Source organism: Serpens gallinarum, from assembly GCF_014836765.1.
GTDB classification, from domain to species: Bacteria; Pseudomonadota; Gammaproteobacteria; order Pseudomonadales; family Pseudomonadaceae; genus Serpens; species Serpens gallinarum.
Map to the genome: position 1 here is coordinate 456,850 of NZ_JACSQG010000001.1, position 22,014 is coordinate 478,863.

At 60.8% G+C, this 22,014-nt stretch carries 17 protein-coding genes; 10 read left to right on the forward strand and 7 right to left on the reverse strand.

Annotation, left to right across the window (positions count from 1 at the left end; genetic code table 11):
• Positions 1–28: 28 nt before the first annotated feature.
• The 6 genes from H9642_RS02105 to H9642_RS02130 all read left to right on the forward strand — a co-directional run bounded on the left by H9642_RS02105 (position 29) and on the right by H9642_RS02130 (position 8,213).
• On the forward strand, positions 29–2,095 hold the full coding sequence (locus tag H9642_RS02105; RefSeq protein WP_251834756.1) for a type VI secretion system Vgr family protein: 2,067 nt from the start codon (positions 29–31) through the stop codon (positions 2,093–2,095).
• The gene (locus H9642_RS02110) at positions 2,095–2,955 is read left to right on the forward strand and encodes a DUF4123 domain-containing protein (RefSeq protein ID WP_251834757.1); all 861 of its coding nucleotides are present in this window, start codon (positions 2,095–2,097) and stop codon (positions 2,953–2,955) included. Before H9642_RS02105 ends, H9642_RS02110 begins: the two co-directional genes overlap by 1 nt.
• Positions 2,952–6,176: a toxin VasX gene (locus tag H9642_RS02115; RefSeq protein ID WP_251834758.1), complete on the forward strand. Its 3,225-nt coding sequence runs from the start codon at positions 2,952–2,954 to the stop codon at positions 6,174–6,176. The genes H9642_RS02110 and H9642_RS02115 overlap by 4 nt, the downstream gene beginning before the upstream one ends.
• Positions 6,173–7,141: a hypothetical protein gene (locus tag H9642_RS02120; RefSeq protein ID WP_251834759.1), complete on the forward strand. Its 969-nt coding sequence runs from the start codon at positions 6,173–6,175 to the stop codon at positions 7,139–7,141. The genes H9642_RS02115 and H9642_RS02120 overlap by 4 nt, the downstream gene beginning before the upstream one ends.
• 167 nt (positions 7,142–7,308) lie before the next feature.
• Positions 7,309–7,662 (forward strand): DUF2946 family protein, encoded by a 354-nt coding sequence (locus H9642_RS02125; protein WP_251834760.1) that lies wholly within the window; start codon positions 7,309–7,311, stop codon positions 7,660–7,662.
• 62 nt (positions 7,663–7,724) lie between these two features.
• Complete coding sequence (locus H9642_RS02130; protein WP_251834761.1) at positions 7,725–8,213, forward strand: copper chaperone PCu(A)C; 489 nt, start codon at positions 7,725–7,727, stop codon at positions 8,211–8,213.
• A gap of 70 nt (positions 8,214–8,283) precedes the next feature.
• Here H9642_RS02130 and H9642_RS02135 read toward each other — a convergent pair whose 3' ends face one another.
• The 3 genes from H9642_RS02135 to H9642_RS02145 all read right to left on the reverse strand — a co-directional run bounded on the left by H9642_RS02135 (position 8,284) and on the right by H9642_RS02145 (position 11,254).
• Positions 8,284–9,549, reverse strand: coding sequence for an Hsp70 family protein (locus H9642_RS02135; RefSeq protein WP_251834762.1), 1,266 nt, complete (start codon positions 9,547–9,549; stop codon positions 8,284–8,286).
• A gap of 78 nt (positions 9,550–9,627) precedes the next feature.
• Positions 9,628–10,593: a lysylphosphatidylglycerol synthase transmembrane domain-containing protein gene (locus H9642_RS02140; protein ID WP_251834763.1), complete on the reverse strand. Its 966-nt coding sequence runs from the start codon at positions 10,591–10,593 to the stop codon at positions 9,628–9,630.
• Between the two features lie 178 nt (positions 10,594–10,771).
• Positions 10,772–11,254, reverse strand: coding sequence for a GNAT family N-acetyltransferase (locus H9642_RS02145; protein ID WP_251834764.1), 483 nt, complete (start codon positions 11,252–11,254; stop codon positions 10,772–10,774).
• A gap of 218 nt (positions 11,255–11,472) precedes the next feature.
• On the opposite strand from H9642_RS02145, the gene H9642_RS02150 reads away from it, so the two are divergent.
• The 3 genes from H9642_RS02150 to H9642_RS02160 all read left to right on the forward strand — a co-directional run bounded on the left by H9642_RS02150 (position 11,473) and on the right by H9642_RS02160 (position 13,216).
• Complete coding sequence (locus tag H9642_RS02150) at positions 11,473–12,342, forward strand: DMT family transporter (protein ID WP_251834765.1); 870 nt, start codon at positions 11,473–11,475, stop codon at positions 12,340–12,342.
• Between the two features lie 86 nt (positions 12,343–12,428).
• Entirely contained in the window at positions 12,429–12,695 is a 267-nt protein-coding gene (locus tag H9642_RS02155; RefSeq protein WP_251835341.1) for a DksA/TraR family C4-type zinc finger protein, read from the forward strand.
• A 77-nt stretch (positions 12,696–12,772) separates the two neighbouring features.
• On the forward strand, positions 12,773–13,216 hold the full coding sequence (locus H9642_RS02160) for a hemerythrin domain-containing protein (protein ID WP_251834766.1): 444 nt from the start codon (positions 12,773–12,775) through the stop codon (positions 13,214–13,216).
• Here the strand turns inward: H9642_RS02160 and H9642_RS02165 are convergent, their stop codons facing one another.
• Positions 13,217–13,813: a MarC family protein gene (locus H9642_RS02165; RefSeq protein ID WP_251834767.1), complete on the reverse strand. Its 597-nt coding sequence runs from the start codon at positions 13,811–13,813 to the stop codon at positions 13,217–13,219.
• A gap of 150 nt (positions 13,814–13,963) precedes the next feature.
• A complete protein-coding gene (locus tag H9642_RS02170; RefSeq protein WP_251834768.1) occupies positions 13,964–16,771 on the reverse strand; it encodes a response regulator in 2,808 nt (935 codons plus the stop codon).
• 415 nt (positions 16,772–17,186) lie between these two features.
• Here H9642_RS02170 and H9642_RS02175 point away from each other — a divergent pair, with 415 nt between their 5' ends.
• The gene (locus tag H9642_RS02175) at positions 17,187–18,863 is read left to right on the forward strand and encodes an MFS transporter (protein ID WP_251834769.1); all 1,677 of its coding nucleotides are present in this window, start codon (positions 17,187–17,189) and stop codon (positions 18,861–18,863) included.
• 55 nt (positions 18,864–18,918) lie between these two features.
• Here the strand turns inward: H9642_RS02175 and purD are convergent, their stop codons facing one another.
• The gene (gene purD / locus H9642_RS02180) at positions 18,919–20,211 is read right to left on the reverse strand and encodes a phosphoribosylamine--glycine ligase (RefSeq protein WP_251834770.1); all 1,293 of its coding nucleotides are present in this window, start codon (positions 20,209–20,211) and stop codon (positions 18,919–18,921) included.
• A 115-nt stretch (positions 20,212–20,326) separates the two neighbouring features.
• Positions 20,327–21,934: a bifunctional phosphoribosylaminoimidazolecarboxamide formyltransferase/IMP cyclohydrolase gene (gene purH, locus H9642_RS02185; RefSeq protein ID WP_251834771.1), complete on the reverse strand. Its 1,608-nt coding sequence runs from the start codon at positions 21,932–21,934 to the stop codon at positions 20,327–20,329.
• Between the last annotated feature and the right edge of the window lie 80 nt (positions 21,935–22,014).

A 22,014-nucleotide genomic window follows, 5' to 3' on the forward strand; every position in this document is an offset into this window, starting at 1 on the left:
ATTTCACGGACGATCACGAGGTATCACGATGTTCGCGCCCGCCAATCACGCCCAGTTTCGCCTGAGCCTTCCCGGTGTCGAGCACGACTTCCAGGTGCTGGCCTTCACCGGCTTTGAGGCCATCAGCCAGCCCTATGCCTTCGAGCTGGAACTGGTCAGCGAGCGCGCCGATCTCGATCTGCACAGCCTGCTGCATCAGCCGGCATTCCTGACGCTGTCGTCTGCTGGCAACGGCATACATGGGCTGATCTATCGCATCGCCCAGGGCGACCCCGGTGAGCGGCTGACTCGTTATCAGTTCGGCTTGCGTCCGCACCTTGCGTACCTGGCCCACAGTTATACACAGCGCATCTTTCAGCAACTGACGGTGGAGGAGATTATCCGTCAGGTGTTCGATGCCCACAGCATGCAAGCCGACGCGTATCGTTTTCAGCTCGGCGCCACCTATCCCGAGCGTACGTACTGCGTGCAGTACGGTGAATCCGATCTGCACTTCGTGCAGCGCCTGTGTGAGGAGGAGGGCATCCATTACCACTTCCAGCACAGTTCAGGCGGGCATGTTCTGGTCTTCGGCGACGATCAGACGCCCTTTCCGAAACTGGCGCCCACCCTGTACCAACCTGACAGCGGGCAGGTTGCCGACGAGCCGGCCATAAAACAATTCGGCGTACGTGTGGCGACGCGTACCAACCATGTGATTCGTCGCGATTACGATTTTGAAAAACCTCGCCTGCTGCTGACGGGCGAGGCCGCCGTTGAGACCGGTCCCGCGCTGGAGGATTACGGTTTTCCCGGTCGTTTCGTTGACCGCGAACGCGGCAAACACCTCAGCCAGCGCGCCTTGGAACGCTATCGCCACGATGCTGAGTTGGCGCAGGGTGAAAGCGATCAGCCGCTGCTGGCCAGCGGACATTTCCTCGCCCTGACCGATCACTCCCGCACTGACTGGAACGATCTCTGGCTGCTTACCGAGCTGCATCACGAGGGTAAACAGCCCCAGGTTTTGGGCGAAATGAGCAGCGACAGTCCGTCGGTCGATGGTTTTATCCAAGGCTATCGCAACCGCTTCAGCGCTACGCCGTGGGACGCCCCGTATCGGCCCGCGTTGCAGCATCCCAAACCGCGCGTGCTGGGCAGCCAAAGCGCTGTGGTCACAGGACCCGAGGGCGAAGAGATCCACTGCGATTCTTATGGCCGCATCAAAGTTCAGTTCCATTGGGATCGCGAAGGCCAGGCCGATGACAAGACCAGTTGCTGGCTGCGGGTAGCCAGCGGCTGGGCCGGCGACCGCTACGGTGCTTTAAGCATCCCCCGCGTGGGCATGGAAGTGCTGGTCAGCTTTCTGGAAGGCGATCCCGACCAGCCGCTGGTCACTGGCTGCCTGTACCACACCGAGAATCCGGTGCCCTACGAGCTGCCGGCAAATAAAACCCGCACAGTGTTCAAAACCCTCAGCTCGCCCGGAGGCGACGGCTTCAATGAACTGCGCATCGAAGATCGCAAAGATGCCGAGCAAATCTATATCCATGCCCAGCGCGACTGGGAGCAGCACATTCAACATGACCAGGTCGTGCACGTCGGCCACGAGCGCCACGACCGCGTCATCGCCAACAGCTACACCGAACTGAGCGCCGAAGAACACCGCATCACCCAGGGCAACCGCCTGGTTGAGCTCAAGGCCGATGATCACCTGACCGTTAACGGCAGCCAGCATGTGAGGATCGCTACTGGGCAGTTCATCGATGCCGGTCAGGAAATTCACCTGTCCAGCGGGATGAAAGTGGTCATGGAAGCCGGCAGCGAACTCACCCTCAAGGCCGGCGGTAGCTTCGTCAAGCTGGATGCCAGCGGTGTAACGCTGGTGGGTGGGCAGGTGAAGATTAATTCCGGGGGGAATGCGGGGAGTGGTTCGGGGGCCAAGCCGGAGTTGCCCATGCTATCAGAACAGCCCGAAGTCACTTCCTCCCCAGCGGGCACATCGAGATCCACTGATAGTTCAGCCTTGCAGGTTCAGGCACAGAAACAGGCCCTCAAAAATGCCGCACGTAATGCTCAGCCGGTCTGCGAGATTTGCCAGACGACGGAGACGGCCTGATGTCCAGCACGAACCATTACCTGCTTCTTGATGGCGCACAGATCGACGATCTCATGCAGCAGGTTTACCGGCTGCAAGATGCCACCGACTGCGCGCTGCTCTACCAGAAAACCCTATACGCTAGCTTGGCCGAAAGCGGTCCCGTGCTGGTTCGCACGCAGCCGGGCTCATCCTTGTTCGGGCATTTTCAAGCGCACTGGCAGACCACTGCCGGCATACACCTGGTCAGCGATGCCGAGCACGCTCATCTGCATGAACACCTGCGCAGCCTGGTTCACGCCCGGCTGGAAAACGGTGGCAGCGTCCTCTTTCGCTATTACGATCCACGTATTCTGCCGCTGTGGCTCGAAAGCCTCAGCGCTGAAGAGCGTGACTATTGCATGGGGCCCGTGGAGCGCTTCGTGATCCCCGACGAGGCAGGTCAGCCCGTCATCCTGCAGCGCACCGGGCCCGCTCGCATGCCCACGCCCTACACCGATCAGCCCTGGCTGTTGTTAAGCGCCGCGCAACTCGATCTGCTCAATCAAGCCAAGCAGGCTGAGTTCGACAAGCGCTTGTCGCAGCACCTGCAAAACCATTTTCCCGATCGGCTTGGCGCGCTGGATGCATTAGAGCAACAGCGCCTGGTCCGTTGCTGCCGGGACGGCGCCGAACTATATGGCTACGCAAGCGCTGCCGAGGTGGCGCGTTGGAGCGGCCTGGTCGTTCTGCTCGGCGACGACTTTCCCGAGGCGCCTCACCACAACCACTACCGAGCGCTGCTCGCGCAACCCGGACGCCTGCCGGATCAGCGCCTGGAAGATGCCCTGCTGTATGCGCAGTACCAGCAGCTCCAGCTTGCCAAGGAAACCCTCGTATGACTGCCCCCGACAATGCCTTGGCCCTGAGTCGTGCCGACCAAGCCGCTCAGGCCGGTTTTGAACGGGACGATCTGTCCAGCCCCGTCAGCGCCTGCCCAGCGCGGGAAGCCGAGCTGTTCATCGTCCCCGCACGCTATGCGCTGGCGGAAGAACAAGCCGACCATGCCTGTGCTAAACCCGGCTACACCCTCAAGAGCCAGCCCATGGCACTGCGCCGGCTGCGCCAGGGTTATCTGTATCTCTGGCACGGCCAGGGTCCGCTACGCCGATTCGGCGTCGGCAAGAACGGCTGGCTGACTGAACAGGGCCTCGATGAAGGCGACACGCCCATTGATGAAGGGAAATTGGCCGGCCTGGCCCTGGACAAGCAACACGATGCCTGGCTGATGTACGCCGATATGCCTCTGGCCGCTGAGAGCTGCCAAAAGCTCACGGAGCCCGGCTTCCGTCAGCAACGCATGCGCCAGGTCGCACTAACCACGGTGGTGCAACAGTTACAAGCAACTCATTGCCCAGCGTTGGCGGATGCTCAAAAACTCATTGCCGAGCTGATGCCCAGTGTGCGTGACCACGCCCTGGCGAGCGATCAACACCGTAACGGCGAGAAATACCATGCCGCGACCGACACCCTCGCACAACAAGCGGCCAGCAACCCTACCCCCGACACCATCAAAGCCTACGTCGACGCCATGCGCTGGACGCGTGAACGTGAAGACGCTGCGGAGCGGCATCCCTCCGCCGAGCAGAACCTACCAGGGGAGTGGAGCACCGAGGCCTGGGATGTGCCTGCTGCCGAGGACTGGCTGGACCAAGCGACCCGCCAAGCCAGCGGCCTGTACGGTGTCTTCGCCGTGGTGGATGACCACTTGGGCGTGCTGCGCGACCTCAACCAGGCTCAAGCCACCGTCAATCAGCGTCAAGAAGACTGGGACGAGGCGAACGGTCACAAGGCCCTGCTCGCCGGCTTTATCAACAGCCTTGTAGAAGAAGACGGCGCCGAACTGGCCAGCCAACTCTCCTACCGGTATAGGGACCGGGACCTGCAGCTCGCGCCTGAACACGGCGAGGCGCTGTTGCAGGCCCAGCGTGACATGCAGCCACTGTGGGCGCGCGAGACTGTCATCAACCAGCAGCAGCGCCACCAAATCGGCCATGCAGCGGCGGACGGTCTGATCGCCGATCTACATCACCAGCAGGATGCCATCCTGGCACCGCTGCGCACCTTCCTGCCCGCCGACATCGAGGGGCAATTGCGCGATCTGGTGATGACCTACCGCGCCGATAAGGCACGCCACATAAGCGGCAGCCGAAGCGGCCATCAGGTGTCTCAGCGCGTACGCCTGGAGGAAATGAAAGCCTGGGTCACCGAGGTCGCCGATGCGCATCACCGCTGGCTGAGGGAACGCCGCGAACAGATTTATGCGGACCAGGAGCATGTCCTGCCGCTGCATGGCCCGGCGCTCTGGTACGCCGACTATGACAACGCCGACCATTGTGCGCACCTGTCCAGACTGGCGTTGGAGAGTCTCGGCCTGCTGTGCAGCACCGGCCCAGGCGTGAAAATCGCAAGCAACCTGCTGCGCAGCCCGCAGCCGAATCAGCCGTTCAGCCTGCTGGCGAGCGGTTTCACACCCACCTTGACGAATGTTCTGGACAGCGCAGGTCGCGCCAACAACCTTCAGGACGTGCTCACCGCCCCGACCTCGGAGGCTGCCCGCGAACGGATCGCCGGGTTGGTTGCCGCTGGCAAGCTGCACTGGCTGGCCGGCCTGAACGACACCGTTGATCATCCCCTGAACGTGACGATTACCCGTCTTTCGGCGGCCTTCGCCGCTCTGCTGGAAGAACACCTCAAGGGCCTGCGCGCACTGCCCGCCACGCTTGTCGAGCAGTTTCCCAAGCCGATCCAGGCGCTACTCCTGCGCTTGCGCGCCACCCTCAACGACTTCGCCCTCGAACAAGCTCGAGACGGCCTGCGCCTGGCTGGCGAGAACGGCCGCAAACTTAGTGCCTGGGCCCTGGAGACTGGAAAGCGGATGCAGCAGGGTCTGACCCCGAATGCTCTACGCGGGGTAAACCACTACGGCGGCGTGCTGCCGTTGACCGCGCTCTTGCTCAACGGCGCAAACCTGTTTCAGCTTAGCCTGCGCGATCAGGGCCGGGGAGATGCTGGGGTTCGGGCAAGTGAACATATTGCGGCTTTCTTCTCCACCGGTGCGGCTCTATCGGCGGCGACAGCTATGGCCTTGGGCGCTCGCGGAAAGACAGAATTTCAACGGCGTCGCTTTAAAGCGCCTACCGTCACGCTCCTGGGCGCAACCACGGGGCTCCTGGCTGCTTTCGCCAGCATCGCTGGCCTGGCAAAACTTACCTTCGAAATGCAGAAGGAAGACGCCTATTGGACTACCGACCACTGGGCGAGGCTTGGCCGGGAAGGCGCCATGAGCGGTCTGATGGGCGTGCAAACCGGATTGGGTGGCCACGCCACCTGGATGGTAATCACCAACCAGTGGACCACCGCCCAGGCGGTGCGCTGGTTCAGCCTGCGCATGGTGCCGGTCGGCTGGCTGGTGCTGCTGGTCGAGGGGTTGTACTTCGCTTGGGACAAGTGGCTCAAGGACAGCGAGATGCAGCTGTTCCTCGAACAATGCAGCTGGGGTCAAGCACAACGTTGGGACGACTCGCCCGAGCAACGCGGCCAGGAACTGCAGGCGCTGCTCACCCTACTGTTCAAGCCCCACCTGCGGGCCGAGGGCTATGCCCAGGTCGAGCGCGTTGGCTTCGATGGTGCGGCCATCACCGGCTACCGGACCAAGGAGCTGCAGTTAACCTTACCCGGTGCCGATACCAACACCCAGCTGTACCTGTGCCTGGCCAATATCGACGGTCACGTGGCTCGAGACTGCACCGCCGCGTTTCTGCCGTCGCTGTGCAGGGAATGGCTACCGGCCCAGCAGGGCATGGGCTTGCGCTTGAGCGGCGAGTTGCCGGCTCTAATGGGCACCTGGGAGCTGCGCGTGCTCTACCACAACCCGCTGGCCATGGGCAGCGGCGTGCTGGATAAAGACACACTGACTGTCGGCGGCCAGAATGGCGTGCGCTACCTCATTCGTGGCAAGCAGGTCACTGAACACCACAGCACAGCGGGTAACCTGGCCAGTGACCGTTTACCGGCGCATAAAATCGACTCCACTCTGCTGAAACCCAAGGAACGCACATGACCAACCACGCCGGAGAAACCCGCCAGGGGCTGCTCTGGAAACAGGAGCATCTCGCGCCCCTACCCATCCCTACCGGACAGCCCGCAAGGGATTTGCTCAACCTGATCTGGCGCAAGAACGAGGTCTACCTGGATATCGGTAGCTTTGCTATGGGGGCGGGGTGGTTGGTCCTGTCGGCCCTCAGTTTCATTGGGTTTGTTGTTGGCCTTTGGGCCATTGCTTACATGCCGCCGCCAGGGGATCTAATCATGGTTGTCCCTGCCGTAAGCTTTCTGGCTTTCATGTGGTGGCAATACAGCCGCGCTTGGCGCAAGCCCCTCGGCCCACCTCTACGTTTCAACCGCCAACGGCGCGAGGTCTGCGTCACACGCCCAGACGGCAGTTTCTGGTTTGTGCCCTGGGAGCGGGTGCATGCCGTGACCCCCAGCGCCACCCAGCTCGGTCCCTACGGAGCTGGCACCAGCGGTGCGTTGATTATTTGGCTGCCCTTGAAAGGCCAGGAGCACGAGTCCTACCACCCCGACAAGGAAGGCTGGGTGATGATGATCAGCCCGGGCGGCGGCACCTCGGCCATGGCGCAGTGGGAGTGCATTCGCAGCTTTATGGAGGTCGGACCACATGCCGTACCGGAGCCAACCGTAGTGCCCAATGCCGACATGACCCTTTCGCAAAGCTATGTGCATGACTATCGCAAGGCCGTGGCTGAGCGGGGCGCACTGCTCGCCTTTCTCTGGGAAGGGTTGGGCCAAATCGTCTTCAACGATATTTTATTGGAATACCTACTCCGCAAGAAACTCGCCTATCTCCCTGACCTCACCGCCCCTGATGCGGTGGAATGGTCCAAGCCATTGTCCCCGGTACAGTGGGCCAAACGCTCACCGGAGCTGGAGTGGGCCATCGCCGAGCGGGAAGCGGAGCTGGCCGGCGAGGACAAGGACCAGCAACTCGAAACAGCCCAGACGTAAGGGGGAATATGGAATGGACTGCGTGGCCTGTGCTATGTGATGCGCCCCCGGTCACCGAGTTTCTCTGAGCGTGATCGACGCACGGCTCCCTTGAGCGGCCAAGCATGCGGCATCACGCTACAGAGCGGCGATTTGCCCGCACCCCCGGCAATGCTAGAGTTCGCCACATGCCTTTCTTCCGCCATCCCCATCCGTTGCTCGCCTGGACGCTGTGCGTGGGCGTGCTGCTCAGCCTGCACTTTTGTGGCCTGCACCATGGCCAGGCGAGTGGTTTGGCACTGAGTGGGCTGAAAACGGCGTTTTGTACGGCCAGTGGAGCAGGGCCGAGTGATGGGCGAATGGCGGATGAAGGGGCGGACGATTGGCGATGCCCGCTGTGTCAAACGCCGGCTCTCAGCGATACAGGCCAGAATGCGGGATGGCGACTACCGACAGCTCGCCGCGCACCCGTTATAGCGCGCAGGCTCGGCAAGCGTTCGCCACGTCGGCGTTGGCCGATGAAACATCCTCGAGCCCCGTAAGTGGCAATGAAGACACCGGCCGTCAGGCCTCCTTCCTTCTTGCCACTCCTTGGGGAATTTCCATGTCGCTGAAAAAATGTTTGTTGAGCGTTGTTTTCCTGGTCGCTGGTGGTCTGGCGCAGGCCCACAGCTATGAAGCCGGTGCTATCCATATCGACCATCCCTGGTCGCGAGCCATGCCGCCTACGGCGCCCGCCGCGGCCGCCTATTTCGTCTTGCAGAACACCGGGGCCGAGGCAGATCGTTTGCTGGGGGCTAGTACACCTGTGGCCGGCAAGGCTGAGCTGCACGAGCATGCCCATGTGGATGGCCTGATGAAGATGCACCACGTGCCTGTCGTAGATATCGGGCCAGGCGAACAGGTGGATTTTGTACCGGGGGGCTACCATGTGATGCTCTTTGAGCTGTCGCGGCAGATGCAGGCCGGGGAGCGTTTTCCCCTGACGCTGCGTTTTGAGAAAGCAGGCGAGGTAACCGTCGAGGTTGCCGTGCAAGCCGACGCACCGCAGTCCGCTCCCGCGCAGCATGGGATGATGCACCACGCCCACTAAAAACGAGGGCTCCCGTACTCACGGGGGCCCTCTTCGTTTTTGCGTTGTGCAATCGAGCCGTTCCAGCCGCCTAGCCGTAGCGTTTGAAGGCTTCCAGGGCCAGGCCGCTGCCGATACCGCCGAAACTATCGCCATCCACCAATCGTGCATTGGGCAGCAGTGTGGCGACACTGCCACGCAGAGCCGGCACGCTGCTGGAACCGCCGGTAAAAAACAGCGTGTCGACTTGGCCAGCGTTCACGCCTGCATGAGTCAGCAATTCCTCGATACCCGTACGGATGCGTTGCAGTTGGGCATCAATGGCCTGTTCGAACAGCGGTCGGCTGAGCGTGGCATTCAGGCCAGGCTCGAGGCGTGACAGGTCGATGGATCGTTGATCCTGATGGGTGAGTTCGATCTTGCTGTCTTCCACCTGGATTGCCAGCCAATGCCCGGCGCGTTGTTCGATTAGGCGGAACAGGCGGTCGATGCCGGTAGTGTCGACGATGTCGTAGCGCATGTTCTTCAGTGCCAACTGGTGCTTCTGCGCATACACCGCATTGATGGTGTGCCAGGTGGCCAGGTTCATGTGGGTGCTGGTGGGCATCGGCGCATCGCTCTTCATCCGGCTGCCGTAGCCGAACAGGGGCATTACGCCCTGCAGGCTGAGCTGCTTGTCGAAGTCAGTACCACCGATGTGCACACCGCCAGTGGCGAGAATGTCGTCCTGACGTTCGGCGCTGTGCCGGCGTTGCGGGGACAGACGTACCAGAGAGAAGTCCGAGGTGCCGCCGCCAATGTCGACGATCAGAACCAACTCTTCCTTCTGGATGCCTGACTCGTAGTCGAAGGCTGCGGCGAGCGGTTCGTATTGAAAAGACACGTCCTTGAAGCCGAGCGTGCGGGCAACGGCTACCAGGGTGTCTTCAGCCTCCTGATCGGCCTTGGGGTCGTCATCGACGAAGAACACCGGACGGCCCAATACCACCTGATCGAAGCTGCGGCCAGCGGCGATTTCGGTGCGTTTTTTCAATTCGCCAATGAATAGAGCGAGGATCTGTTTGAAGGGCACGGCGCTGCCGAGCACGGTGGTCTCGCTTTTCAGCAGTTTGGAGCCCAGCAGGCTTTTCAGCGAGCGCATCAGACGGCCTTCGTAGCCGTCCAGGTATTCGTGCAGAGCCAGGCGGCCAAACGCGGGACGACGCTCTTCCTGGTTGAAGAACACCACCGAGGGCAGCGTGAACTTGCCGTCTTCCAACGCGATCAGGGGCGACTGATCAGGACGTAGCCAGCCGACGGTGGAGTTGGAGGTGCCAAAATCGATGCCGCAGGCACGGGCGGGTAGGGCGAGAGTCATGGATCAACAGTCTGTGCAGTCAAACGGGCGCGCAGTGTAGGCGAGAGTGATGTTCAGACGAAGCGGGCACGCGCTTGATTATTGGTTGTTCTCTTCAGCAGACCCGAGGCTGTCATCCCGCTTCTGATGCCATTGCGACCACTCGAAGCCCAGCACCACCAGCAGCGACAGGGCAAAGGGCAGCAGCAAATAGAAACCGCGGAACACGATCAGCGCGGCCAGGACATCGGTTGTGCTGAACTCGGGCATGGCGGCCAGAAAGGTGACTTCCAGGACGCCCAGACCACCCGGTGCATGGGAAAGAAGAGCCAGCGAGAAGGAAGCAAGGAAGACGCCGAGCACCGTCAGGTAACCGGGGTTGGCTTCGCTAGGCAGAGCGAAATAGATGATTGCCGCCGCACAGGCCAGTTCCAGCGGGCCGGCTATCAACTGCTTGCGCACAATGCTCAGTCGCGGGTACTCGATATTGAACTTGCCGATGCGTAGCGGTTTGAGCTGGCGCCAGGCACCAAGCACGTACAAGCCGACCAGCCCGACCAGGCTCAGGCCGATGACAATCGACAACCACGAGTCGACATCAGCGACGCGGTGGATCAATTCAGGGCGGATGATCAGCACCACGCCACCGGCGAAGAGGGCGCCCAGGGTGAAGGTGAAGGAGCAGAACACGATCAGCAGACCGATTTCTTGCGGGCTGAGGTTCTTCGTCCGGTAGGCACGGTAACGCACCAGTGCGCCGGAAAACACCGATGCGCCGATGTTGTGGGCCAGCGCGTAGGTGGTAAACGAGCAGAGGGTGATGAACCACCAGGAAATCTTCTTGCCCAGGTGGGCGATGGCGATGCGGTCGTACCAGGCCAGAGCATAGTAAGCGCCGGCGGTGGCCAGGGCGGCGAGCAACCATTTACTCAGCGGAATGGCCAGTAGGCTATCGGCCAGATCATCCAGGGAGATGTCGCGAATTTCTTGGTAAAGCAAAAAGCAGGACAGGGCTACCGCACCAAGGCCTACGAGGCTCCAGACAACATCGCTCCTCTTTAGCATTGGTTTGGCTCCACGGCATGCAATGGTAACGGACAGGTAGGCCTGTCAAAAGACAGTTGGCAGGAGGAAGACCCCTCGTAGAGTGGGGGATCGCGGCGCAGTATTACCAAGCATGCGCCGATCCTCAACAGTTGATGACGACCGGGACGTAACCACGTGTGTCCTGCGGTCAGGCACTTCAATTGAGATGGCACACCATGTACGTAGCGGGAATGCAGTAGCTGGCCAGATGTTCGGCATGGGGTGGGTCCAGCTCAGCGTGTTCGGCATACCCCAGGCGCGACCAGAACGGCTGGGAATCCTGTACCGAGACTAGCGCGGAATAGCGCAGCTGGTGATGCCGCGCTCGTTGCAGGGCTTGTTTGACCAATGCGGGACCAATGCCACGCCCGGCTGCGCGAGAAGCCACCGCCAGATCGTGCAGGTACAAGCAGTCGGCATCCGCCGGGCTGTTGAAGTCGCCATCCAATGGGGTGACCTGGCCAACCTGCGACGGGTAGCAGAACAGGTAGGCACATACCCCGCTTGCATCCTCGGCAACCCAGGCCAGCTGCGGACTGCTACTGCGGCGCGCACGGATTACGCTTTCGCTTTCCAGTACGGCGGTCTCGTAGGCTTGCTGTTGGATTTCCATAACCTGGGGCAGGTCGTTTTCGGTCATCAATCGTATCGAGTACATCGTAATCTCGGTCAGCCGGTGTCGTGAGCTGGCGTTGGTTCGCGGGCCAGGCATTCTACGGTGCGCCGTGCGACTTGTCGCATGATCCATGGCAAGCCTTGGGAGTTTGCCTGTGTGAAGACTGGCAATCAGCACCGCGCAGCGCCTATACTTAGCTAGCTAACTATAACCCTGCTTGCTTTCTTCCTGAGTCATTTTCCATGAGTTCTTCGAAAAATCCGTTGATCGGCGTTTTGCTGATTCTCGGTTCTGGCCTCTTGCTGGCCAGCCACGACGGCATTTCCAAGCAAATGAGTTTGTTGTATCCGGTCTTTCTTATCGTCTGGGCGCGGTACTTCGCCCAGTTCTTTCTGATGACGCTGATTTTCGCGCCACGCAAGGGCCTGAACATGGTGCGCACCCAACGCCCTTGGTTGCAGTTGGCCCGCGGTTTGTGCCTAACCGGGGTGAGTGGTTTGCTGCTTACGGGGCTGCGCTACATCCCGCTGGGCGAAGCCACGGCGGTGATGTTTCTATCGCCCTTGGTGGTGACCGTACTGTCCGTGCTACTGCTTAAGGAGACGATCAGTCTTGGCCAATGGGGCGCGGTGCTGCTGGGCTTGGTAGGCGTGTTGATCATCGTGCGTCCCGGTGGTGCGCTGTTTACCCCGGCTATCCTGCTGCCATTGGGCGCCGCCATCTGCTTCGGCGTGTATCAGCTGCTGACCCGACGCTTGAACGCCACCGACAACCCGGTGACCAGCAATTACCTCTCCAGCCTGGTCGGCACACTGTTGTTCGGGGCGACCTTGCCCTTTGTCTGGGAAACCCCGGAGCTCATCCACGGCCTGATGATCCTTTCGCTTGGCGCGTTGGCCATGGTTGCCCACCTGATGTTGAGCGTTGCCTACAACTATGCCAGCGCAGCCACCCTGGCACCCTTTACCTACGGGCAGATCGTCTTCGCCGCACTGGTTGGCCTCGTTACCTTTGGTCATGTTCCTGATCTGGGTGGGCTGATTGGGATGGGGGTAATCATTGCCAGTGGCGTGTTCTCGGTATGGGTCCAGCGTCGCGCCGCGACGGCCTGATCCCTGACTGCAATCCATCGCTGCGCTTGCCAGGCGGGCTGGTTTCGGCCATACCTGCCAAGGCATTGATCGTTGTGGAGGGTGTTATGGCCGGTGGGTGGACCAACGACGGGGCGGTGCAAGAGCAGATCGATAACAGCATCGAGGATGCAATCCAACGTGCCCGCAGCCAACTGCCACGGGGCGAGAGTCGCCGTGACTGCGAAGAGTGCGGCGCGCCCATTCCCCAGGCGCGACGTGAAGCTATACCTGGCGTGCAGCTGTGCATCGCTTGCCAGAGCGAGCACGACAAAGAGCAAACGGCGTTCAGCCTGTATAACCGCCGCGCGAGCAAGGACAGTCAGCTGCGCTGAGCGCTGATTGGCGGGCTGGTTCAGGGTGTAAGGCGCGAGCTAGTCTCTACGTGATCACATCACGTTGGAGATGCGCTATGACCATTTTTGAAGCCCTGCGCCAGAGTCACGAAATACAGCGCGCCTTGTGTGCCGAGCTGCTCGCCACGCAGGGCGACAGTCCCGAGCGGCATGTGCTGTTCGGACGGCTCAAGCAGGAACTCGCCGCTCATGCGATGGCCGAAGAGCGTCATTTCTACATCCCTTTGTTACAGGCCGACCTGACCCAGACGCTTTCCCGCCATGCGATTGCCGAACACCATGAAATGGATGAACAGGTCGAGTCGTTGGAACAGACCGACCCGAGCAGTTCCAGTTGGCTGGTTCAGGCGAAAAAGCTCGCGGAGAAGGTTCACCATCACTTGGACGAAGAAGAGCATTCCTTCTTCCAGATGGCCGGCAAGGTGCTCGAGGCGCAGCAGAAACTGCTGCTCGCCGGTGACTACCTGGAGGAATACCGCGCGTGCCTCAACCAGGCCTGATCAGCCCAGCAGATAGTTTTTTACGCCAGTAAAGATGATTTGAGCGGCCAGGGCGCACACGAACAGACCCATCAAGCGACTGACTATCTGCAGCCCCTGATCGCCGAGCAGCCGCTCGAACTGGTTCGACAGATAAAGAATCGCGCCGACAGTGAGTGCAGACAGGCCCAGAGCAGCGATGGTGATCAGCTTCTGGTCCCAGAGCTGATCACCCGCGCCCATAACCAGCAGAGCACCGATGGTGCCCGGTCCTACAGTCAGCGGAATGGTCAGCGGCACTATGGTCACGTCCTGCTGCACATTGTCGCTGGTCGCCACAGCCTTGCCCTGGGCCATGCCCAGCGCCGAAATGAACAGCACCGTGCCGGCACCGATGCGGAAGGCATCGATGGTGATACCGAATAGATCGAAAATGTACCGGCCGAACAGGTACAGCAATAAACTTGAAGTCAGCACGCCAGCGGCCACGCGCCAGGCCAGGCGCTTGCGTTCCTTGACGGTGTAGCCACGGGACAGGCTGATGAAGCAGGACAGCACAAAGAAGGGGCTGTAAAGCACCAGCATCCTCAAGTAAACACTGAACAGCTCGGCGAGCATTGCGAGAGTCTCGGGGGAGGGGGACGGGAAAAAATAGCCGCGATTTTAGCCTAGGAGCTAGACAAAAGCTCGGGCTGTCCATCGTTGCCGTAAAGGTCTGCGCGCTACCGGCAACTCGCGTTCAAGAGCCATAGAACTGCCGGAACGGCATCAAGACAGTGCGCTGCGGTGCAGGTTCCGTTCAAGCACCCAGTGCTCGATGGTTTCGCGCAACTGCGAAAGCTCCACAGGCTTGGCCATGTGGCCGTCCATGCCCGCCTGGCGGGCGCGTTCCTTGTGCTCATTGAGGATATGTGCGGTGAGGGCCACCACGGGCGTGCGGGGCCGCTGTTCGCGACGTTCCCATTCACGCAGTTGTTCGGTGGCGGAAAAACCGTCAAGTACCGGCATTTCGCAGTCCATCAAGACCAGGTCGTAATGACCCTCCTTGATTGCCTGTAGGGCTTCAGCGCCGTTACTGGCGGTATCCGGTTGCAGGTTGAGCTTGCCCAGCATGCCGCGGATCACCTTGGTGGAAATACTGTTGTCTTCCGCCACCAGGATGCGGAAATCCGCAGGCAATGGCAGGGCGTCGCTCGCCTGGGTAAATCCGCGTGCACGATTCCCGCCGTTGCGTCGAATCAGCTCTTCGGCAATGGTGGTTTTCAAGGTGTAGCCGGCCACGGGCTTGGTCAGGACGCGTTTGATGCCGGCGTTGCGAGCGATGATCTTGCTTGGCGCGTTGCTCAGGCCCGTAAGCATGATCAGCAGAATATCGCGGTTGAGGAAAGGATCTTCCTTGATTCGCGCGGCCAATTGCATGCCCGTCATGCCGGGCATGTCCTGATCGAGCAGCACCACGTCGAAGTCGTCCTGCAAATGGGCCCGGGTACGCAGCAAGGCCAGGGCCTCGGTGCCGGTGGCCACGGCGCTGACGTTCATGCCCCAGGCGCTGCACTGCTGAACCAGCACCTTGCGACAGGTTTCGTTGTCGTCCACCACCAGGAGGCGAATGTTCTGCAGGGGCGCTTCCAGGTTGGCGTTCGGCTGCTCCAGATGCTCTTCATCCAGAGGCAAGGACAGCCACAGCGTATTACCCTGCTCTGTACCGCCCTGAATACCGTATTGGCCTTGCATCAGCTGCACCAACTGGCGGGCGATGAGCAGGCCGAAGTGTCCGTCCACCTTATGGGTTGAAAGCAGGTCATGGCTCAGCAACGGGGTCGTGAGCAAGGAGTCTTGTTCTTCTGGTGAATAGGGCCGACCGCTGTCCTGTACGGCGATGCGCAGGCGCGGTGTCGGACCATCATCATCCAGGGCAGCCACCAACAGGACTTCGCCCGTATCGGTTTGTTTGAATGCATTGTGCAGCAAGCTCACCAGCACCTGACGCAATCGGGTGGGGTCGCCGGAGATGACCTGTGGCACGCGTGGCTGCACAAAGCTGATCAGCTCGACTCGCTGCTGTTCAGCCTGGTTGCGGAAGATTGTCAGGCAATCATCGAGTAGGGCATGGAGATCGAATTGCACGTCTTCCAGCTCGATGCTGCCCGTTTCCAGTCGTGTGATGTCCAGAATTTCGTTGATCAGGATAAGCAGCTCATTGCCGGCACTGTGCAGGGTTTGCACATAGTCGCGTTGCCGGGTCGATAGCTGGGTGCCAAGCAGCAGCTCGCTCATACCCAGGACGCCATTCATGGGCGTGCGGATTTCATGGCTGACCTTGGCGAGAAAGTCTGCTTTGGTACGCAGCTCTGCATCGGTGACGGCTGTCCTCGTATGCGCAGTGGCGGCGGTTTGCTCGACCAGCCGCTGTTGTTCTACCAAGGCGTGGTACAGCATGAGATTGCTGAGCGCGGCGACACCATAGATGGCCACGATCAGTACCCCGAAGGGCAGTTGCATATAGCCAAGAAGCGCAGGAATGAAAAACATCAGCGTGCCGCTGAACAGCAGCATGGCAAAAAACACCAACCGTGCCGGCTGATGGCCCCTGTGCCAGTGTGAAGCACCCAGACTGCACACGCTCAACGAAACCACCAAGAGCAATCCGTGCAGCAGGGATGAGTGCCAGGGCCGGGTCTCGAAACACATGAGCACGGCCAGAGCGAGGCCGATCACCAGTTCTACTTTTAACACCGTGCGCCAGGGACTCCGGCGTGGAGCGAATGCGGTCAGGGCAAGGCTCAGCAAGCTCAGTGAGCCGACTAATTTGGTAAAGGCATTCACCTGCGTTTGCCAGCCAGTACCGGGAAGCAGGTGTAGCAGGCCCAGATGAGCGGCCAGTCCCAGCAGCAGGCTTGCCTGCAGCGCGACCAGGCAACCATAGGCGGCCGTGCGGGTACTCAGGCCACGAATCAGGCAATAGACCAGCAAGATCGCCAACGCGCCGAACAAGGCGCCAAACAGCAATAGGGGATGCCCTTGATCACGCACCATAGGCCCGTCCAGGATGTTGAACCAGGCCATCAAGGTGTGCTGGGAGGTGATGCGCAGGTAGATGTCGCGTGGCCTGGAGTCGTCGGGCAAGGAAAAATAATAGGGATGGTTGTCGTATATCTGCCCAGTGCCCGACCGATGCTCGCCCGTGCGGATTTCTTGTTGCAGATGACCGTCTTCCAGCAGGTAGAAGTCGACATGCTGCAAATAAGGCGCAAATAACCACAGCCAATGAGGTTGGTTGAGTGGCGGAACGGAGGCGTGCAGCCATACCGCGCTCTTTGTGGGCGGATGGGTCAGGGCTTGCAGCTTTAACGGCCGGAACTGTGAACTTCGCGCAATGACCTGTTCCAGGTCCAGTTCAGCGGTAGCGTCGATGAACAATTCCCAGGTTTCACGGGCAGGTTGCGAAGGCGCCCCAGGCGCATCGCTGAAAGAGGTGCTGGCATTCGCCATGGCTGGCCCTGACAGGCCCAGTGATGCCCAAGCAATTAGCAGCAGGCCGAAGAGAAATGCAGTGGCGGTCCTGAGCCTGGGCACTAAGAGAGCATCCAGCGAAAAATTTGCCCGATTATAGCCGCGACAAGAATCGGTGTAACAAGGGAAAGGTAGATATAAATCCGCCTTAAGCGCGGTTTTTAGCGTAGTCGCGCGTATCTTGATACTTACCAACCTAAGGTTAGGTGGAGGAAATACTGCCTGTACGCAGGTGCTGAGTCGTTTGGTTCGATATTTTTCAGCGTTCGCTCGAAGCAGGTGTCTGCCAGGCGCTTGCTCGGCACGTTGCACCGTTTGGCTGATTTTTTGAGCTGCCGTCTTTAATGAGAACACAAAGTAGTGTGGCGTTTTTGCCTCGCCTGTTTTCTTTAAACGAGTAGCTTTTTCGGCAAACACTCTTAAAAGACGTCCGGCACAGGGCGATCACGCGCTTGCCCGTTGGCGTCCTGGAGGCACCATGAGCGACGCAACGCTGGAGGCCGATCACCCACCGGCCAGAGCCATGACGGCGGAGGAACGGAAAGTCATTTTCGCTTCTTCCTTGGGTACCGTTTTTGAATGGTACGACTTCTATCTGTACGGATCGCTCTCAGCGATCATCGCGGCGCAGTTCTTCTCAGGGATCAACCCTACGGCAGCCTTCATCCTCGCACTGGGGGCCTTTGCGGCCGGTTTTGCCGTGCGGCCATTCGGTGCGATCTTCTTCGGTCGGCTAGGCGATCTGGTCGGACGCAAGTACACCTTCCTCATCACCATTACGATCATGGGTCTGTCGACTTTTATCGTCGGTGTGTTGCCCAGTTATGCGACATGGGGTATGGCAGCGCCTGTCATCCTCATTGCCCTTCGTCTGTTTCAGGGGTTGGCGCTCGGCGGGGAATACGGAGGCGCCGCGACCTATGTAGCCGAACACGCACCGCACGGCCGGCGGGGGTTCTATACATCATGGATCCAGACGACCGCGACGCTCGGCTTGTTCCTCTCGCTGCTGATCATCCTTGGCACGCGCACCTGGCTTGGCGAGGAAGAATTTGCGGCCTGGGGTTGGCGTATTCCCTTTTTGCTGTCCATCGTGCTGCTGATTATTTCGGTGTGGATTCGTCTGAGCCTGAGCGAGAGCCCGGCCTTCAAGAAAATGAAGGCGGAGGGCAAGACGTCCAAGGCGCCTCTCACCGAGGCCTTTGGCCGCTGGGAAAACGCCAAGGTGGCGCTGATTGCCCTGTTTGGCGGGACGGCGGGACAGGCGGTGGTGTGGTACACCGGCCAGTTCTATGCCTTGTTCTTCCTGACGCAGACGTTGAAGGTGGACGGTGCGACGGCCAACATCCTGATCGCGCTCTCGCTGCTGATCGGCACGCCCTTCTTTATCGTGTTCGGCTGGCTGTCCGACAAGATCGGCCGCAAGCCGATCATCTTGGGCGGCTGCCTTATCGCGGCGTTGACCTACTTCCCGCTGTTCGGCCTGATCACTCACTATGCCAACCCTGCGCTCGAACAGGCGCAAGCCAGCGCGCCGGTGACGGTGGTGGCGGACCCCCGCGAGTGTTCGTTCCAGTTCAACCCGGTCGGCACCTCGAAGTTCGTGACGTCCTGCGATATCGCCAAGAGCTTTCTGGCCCGCAACTCGGTGAATTATTCCAACGAAGCGGCGCCGGCAGGCACTCTTGCGAGCATCAGAATCGGCGAGGAGACGATTGCCTCGTTTTCTGGAGCCGGCCTACCTGCAGATGAGTTCAAGGCACGAGGCGATGCTTTCAACGCGAGCATGACCGAGACGATTCACAGCCACGGCTATCCCGCCAAGGCGGATCCGGAGCAGATCAACAAACCGATGCTGGTTGTGCTGCTGACGGTTCTGGTGCTGTTTGTGACGATGGTCTACGGTCCCATCGCGGCGATGCTGGTCGAGCTGTTCCCCACGCGCATCCGCTATTCGGCCATGTCGCTGCCTTACCATATCGGCAACGGCTGGTTCGGCGGCTTCCTGCCGACGACCGCCTTCGCCATGGTGGCGGCAACGGGCGATATCTATTACGGTCTTTGGTATCCAATCATCGTGGCGGTGATGACGTTCTTCATTGGCCTGTTCCTGATGCCGGAAACCAAGGACAGGGACCTGCGCAACTGGCACTGAGTACCCGCAAATGAAAAGGCCCCGCTGATGCGGGGCCTGTTTTTTCCGAGGGGACTCAGCCTTCTCCGCGTTCGCGAGCAATGGCGCGGTAGCCAATGTCGCTGCGGTAGAAGCAGCCGTTCCAGCGGATTTTTTCTGCCAGACGATACGCCTGCTGCTGGGCATCGGCCACGCTGCTGCCAATTGCCGTGGCGCACAGTACACGACCGCCGGCGGTGATCACCTGATTTTGTGCATTCAGCGCCGTGCCGGCATGGAACACCTTGCCGTCCAGCTGGGCGGCAGCATCCAGGCCTTCGATCACGTCACCCTTGGCGTAGTCGCCTGGGTAGCCGCCGGCAGCGAGGACCACGCCGACTGTCGGACGTGGGTCCCAGGTAGCCTCGACCTTGTCCAGCGCCTTGGCCAGTGCGGCCTCGACCAGCAGGACCAGCGAAGACTCCAGGCGGATCATGATCGGCTGGGTTTCCGGGTCGCCGAAGCGACAGTTGAACTCGATGACCTTGGGCGTTCCGGCCTTATCGATCATCAGGCCGGCGTACAGGAAGCCGGTGTAGACATTGCCTTCGCCAGCCATGCCGCGCACGGTCGGGTAAATGACTTCGTCCATCACACGCTGGTGGATGGCATCGGTGACCACCGGAGCGGGGGAGTAGGCGCCCATGCCGCCGGTGTTCGGGCCGCTGTCGCCATCGCCGACGCGCTTGTGGTCCTGGCTGGTAGCCATGGGCAGCACGTTTTCGCCGTCCACCATGACGATGAAGCTGGCTTCTTCGCCATCGAGAAATTCCTCGATGACCACGCGCGAACCGGCCTCACCGAAGGCATTGCCGGACAGCATGTCACGCACGGCATCTTCGGCCTCGGCCAGGGTCATGGCGACGATCACGCCCTTGCCGGCGGCCAGGCCATCGGCCTTGATGACAATCGGCGCGCCCTTTTCATGCAGGTAGGCCAGGGCCGGTTCGACTTCAGTGAAGTTCTGATAGTCGGCGGTGGGAATCTTGTGGCGAGCCAGGAAGTCCTTGGTGAACGCCTTGGAACCTTCCAACTGAGCGGCGGCCGCAGTCGGGCCGAAAATATCCAGCTTGCGGGTGCGGAACAGATCGACCACGCCTTTCACCAGCGGCGCTTCCGGGCCGACGATGGTCAGTTGTACGTTTTTTTCGGCGAAATCAGCCAGTGCCTCAATGTCGAGCACGTCGATGGCGACGTTCTCGCATTTAGCCTCGGTGGCGGTGCCGGCGTTACCGGGTGCGACGAAAACCTTCTCGACGCGCTTGTCCTGCGCGACCTTCCAGGCTAGGGCGTGCTCACGACCGCCGCTGCCGATGATCAATACGTTCATTTCTTTCTCCCGTTGGGGGCGGGCCTGTGGCCCGCGGTGGATAAGCAGAGCGTTATCCACCCTACGATGTCTGGCGTTCCCTGTAGAGTGGAGGCCGAAGCCATCCACCAGCGGATCAATGGCGGAAGTGACGCATTCCCGTAAAGACCATCGCAATTCCGGCTTCGTTGGCCGCATCGATGACTTCTGCATCGCGCATCGAGCCACCCGGCTGGATCACGGCGGTGATGCCGGCGGCGGCGGCGTTGTCCAGGCCGTCGCGGAACGGGAAGAAGGCATCGGAGGCCATTACGGCGCCCTGAACCTGCAGGCCGGCGTGTTCGGCCTTGATTGCGGCGATGCGGGCGGAGTTGACGCGGCTCATTTGCCCGGCACCCACGCCCACGGTCTGGCGGTTCTTGGCATAGACGATGGCGTTGGACTTGACGAACTTGGCCACTTTCCAGGCGAAGATCAGGTCATGGATTTCCTGCTCGCTCGGCGCGCGCTGGGTCACGACCTTGAGGTCGGATTCGGTGATCATGCCGATGTCGCGGCTCTGCACCAGCAAGCCGCCGTTGACGCGCTTGTAGTCCAGGCCATTGACGCGCTCGGCAGGCCACTGGCCGCACTCCAGCAGGCGAATGTTGGCCTTGGCGGCGACCACAGCACGAGCGTCGGCGGAAATGCTTGGGGCGATGATCACTTCGACGAACTGACGCTCGACGATGGCCTGGGCGGTAGCACCGTCCAGCTCGCGGTTGAAGGCGATGATGCCGCCGAACGCCGACTCGCTGTCGGTGGCATAGGCCAGGTCATAGGCCTTGCGGATGCCGCCCTCGGCTTCCGGTACCACGGCGACGCCGCACGGGTTGGCGTGCTTGACGATCACACAGGCCGGCTTGGTGAAGCTCTTCACGCACTCCAGCGCAGCGTCGGTGTCGGCCACGTTGTTGTAGGACAGCTCCTTGCCCTGCAGTTGCGTGGCGGTGGCGATACAGGCTTCGGCGGGCTGGGCTTCGACGTAGAAGGCTGCCTGCTGGTGCGGGTTTTCGCCGTAGCGCATGTCCTGCGCCTTGATGAACTGGCTGTTGAAGGTGCGCGGGAACTGGCCACGGTTTGCCGTGGACAGGGTCTCGCTGCTTTGATCGATGGTGCCCAGGTAGTTGGCGATCATGCCGTCGTAGGCCGCGGTGTGCTCAAAGGCCTTGAGGGCCAGGTCGAAGCGCTGCGCGTAGCTGAGGCCACCGGCCTTGAGGGATTCGACGATGCCGGCATAGTCGCTGGCGTTGACCACGATGGCCACGTCCTTATGATTTTTCGCGGCGGAACGCACCATGGTCGGCCCGCCGATGTCGATGTTCTCGATGGCGTCGGGCAGCGTGCAGTCCGGCTTGCTCACGGTGGCCGCAAAGGGGTAGAGGTTGACCGCCACCAAGTCGATCGGCTGGATGCCGTGCTCGGCCATCACCGCGCCGTCCAGGTCACGACGGCCAAGAATGCCGCCGTGGATCTTCGGGTGCAGGGTCTTGACCCGGCCATCCATCATTTCCGGAAAACCGGTGTAGTCGGCAACTTCCACAGCGGCAATTCCGCTGTCCTGGAGCAGCTTGAAGGTGCCACCCGTGGAGAGAATCTCGACGCCCAGGGCGGCGAGTTCACGGGCGAAGTCGACGACGCCGGATTTGTCGGACACGCTGATCAGCGCGCGGCGGACGGAAAGACGGGTGGTTTGGTCGGTCATAGCGATTCCATCAAAGGTTTAGCTGACAGCACAAGCCGCAAGTACAGGGAAAACGCATCTGCTTGCGGCTTGGAGCCTGC

What these genes read in the sequence shown, in the direction of transcription:
- H9642_RS02105 (WP_251834756.1), top strand. Translation starts at nt 29, where the DNA reads ATGTTCGCGCCCGCCAATCACGCCCAGTTTCGCCTGAGCCTTCCCGGT.
- H9642_RS02110 (WP_251834757.1), top strand. Translation starts at nt 2,095, where the DNA reads ATGTCCAGCACGAACCATTACCTGCTTCTTGATGGCGCACAGATCGAC.
- H9642_RS02115 (WP_251834758.1), top strand. Translation starts at nt 2,952, where the DNA reads ATGACTGCCCCCGACAATGCCTTGGCCCTGAGTCGTGCCGACCAAGCC.
- H9642_RS02120 (WP_251834759.1), top strand. Translation starts at nt 6,173, where the DNA reads ATGACCAACCACGCCGGAGAAACCCGCCAGGGGCTGCTCTGGAAACAG.
- H9642_RS02125 (WP_251834760.1), top strand. Translation starts at nt 7,309, where the DNA reads ATGCCTTTCTTCCGCCATCCCCATCCGTTGCTCGCCTGGACGCTGTGC.
- H9642_RS02130 (WP_251834761.1), top strand. Translation starts at nt 7,725, where the DNA reads ATGTCGCTGAAAAAATGTTTGTTGAGCGTTGTTTTCCTGGTCGCTGGT.
- H9642_RS02135 (WP_251834762.1), bottom strand. Translation starts at nt 9,549, where the DNA reads ATGACTCTCGCCCTACCCGCCCGTGCCTGCGGCATCGATTTTGGCACC.
- H9642_RS02140 (WP_251834763.1), bottom strand. Translation starts at nt 10,593, where the DNA reads ATGCTAAAGAGGAGCGATGTTGTCTGGAGCCTCGTAGGCCTTGGTGCG.
- H9642_RS02145 (WP_251834764.1), bottom strand. Translation starts at nt 11,254, where the DNA reads ATGACCGAAAACGACCTGCCCCAGGTTATGGAAATCCAACAGCAAGCC.
- H9642_RS02150 (WP_251834765.1), top strand. Translation starts at nt 11,473, where the DNA reads ATGAGTTCTTCGAAAAATCCGTTGATCGGCGTTTTGCTGATTCTCGGT.
- H9642_RS02155 (WP_251835341.1), top strand. Translation starts at nt 12,429, where the DNA reads ATGGCCGGTGGGTGGACCAACGACGGGGCGGTGCAAGAGCAGATCGAT.
- H9642_RS02160 (WP_251834766.1), top strand. Translation starts at nt 12,773, where the DNA reads ATGACCATTTTTGAAGCCCTGCGCCAGAGTCACGAAATACAGCGCGCC.
- H9642_RS02165 (WP_251834767.1), bottom strand. Translation starts at nt 13,813, where the DNA reads ATGCTCGCCGAGCTGTTCAGTGTTTACTTGAGGATGCTGGTGCTTTAC.
- H9642_RS02175 (WP_251834769.1), top strand. Translation starts at nt 17,187, where the DNA reads ATGAGCGACGCAACGCTGGAGGCCGATCACCCACCGGCCAGAGCCATG.
- purD (WP_251834770.1), bottom strand. Translation starts at nt 20,211, where the DNA reads ATGAACGTATTGATCATCGGCAGCGGCGGTCGTGAGCACGCCCTAGCC.
- purH (WP_251834771.1), bottom strand. Translation starts at nt 21,934, where the DNA reads ATGACCGACCAAACCACCCGTCTTTCCGTCCGCCGCGCGCTGATCAGC.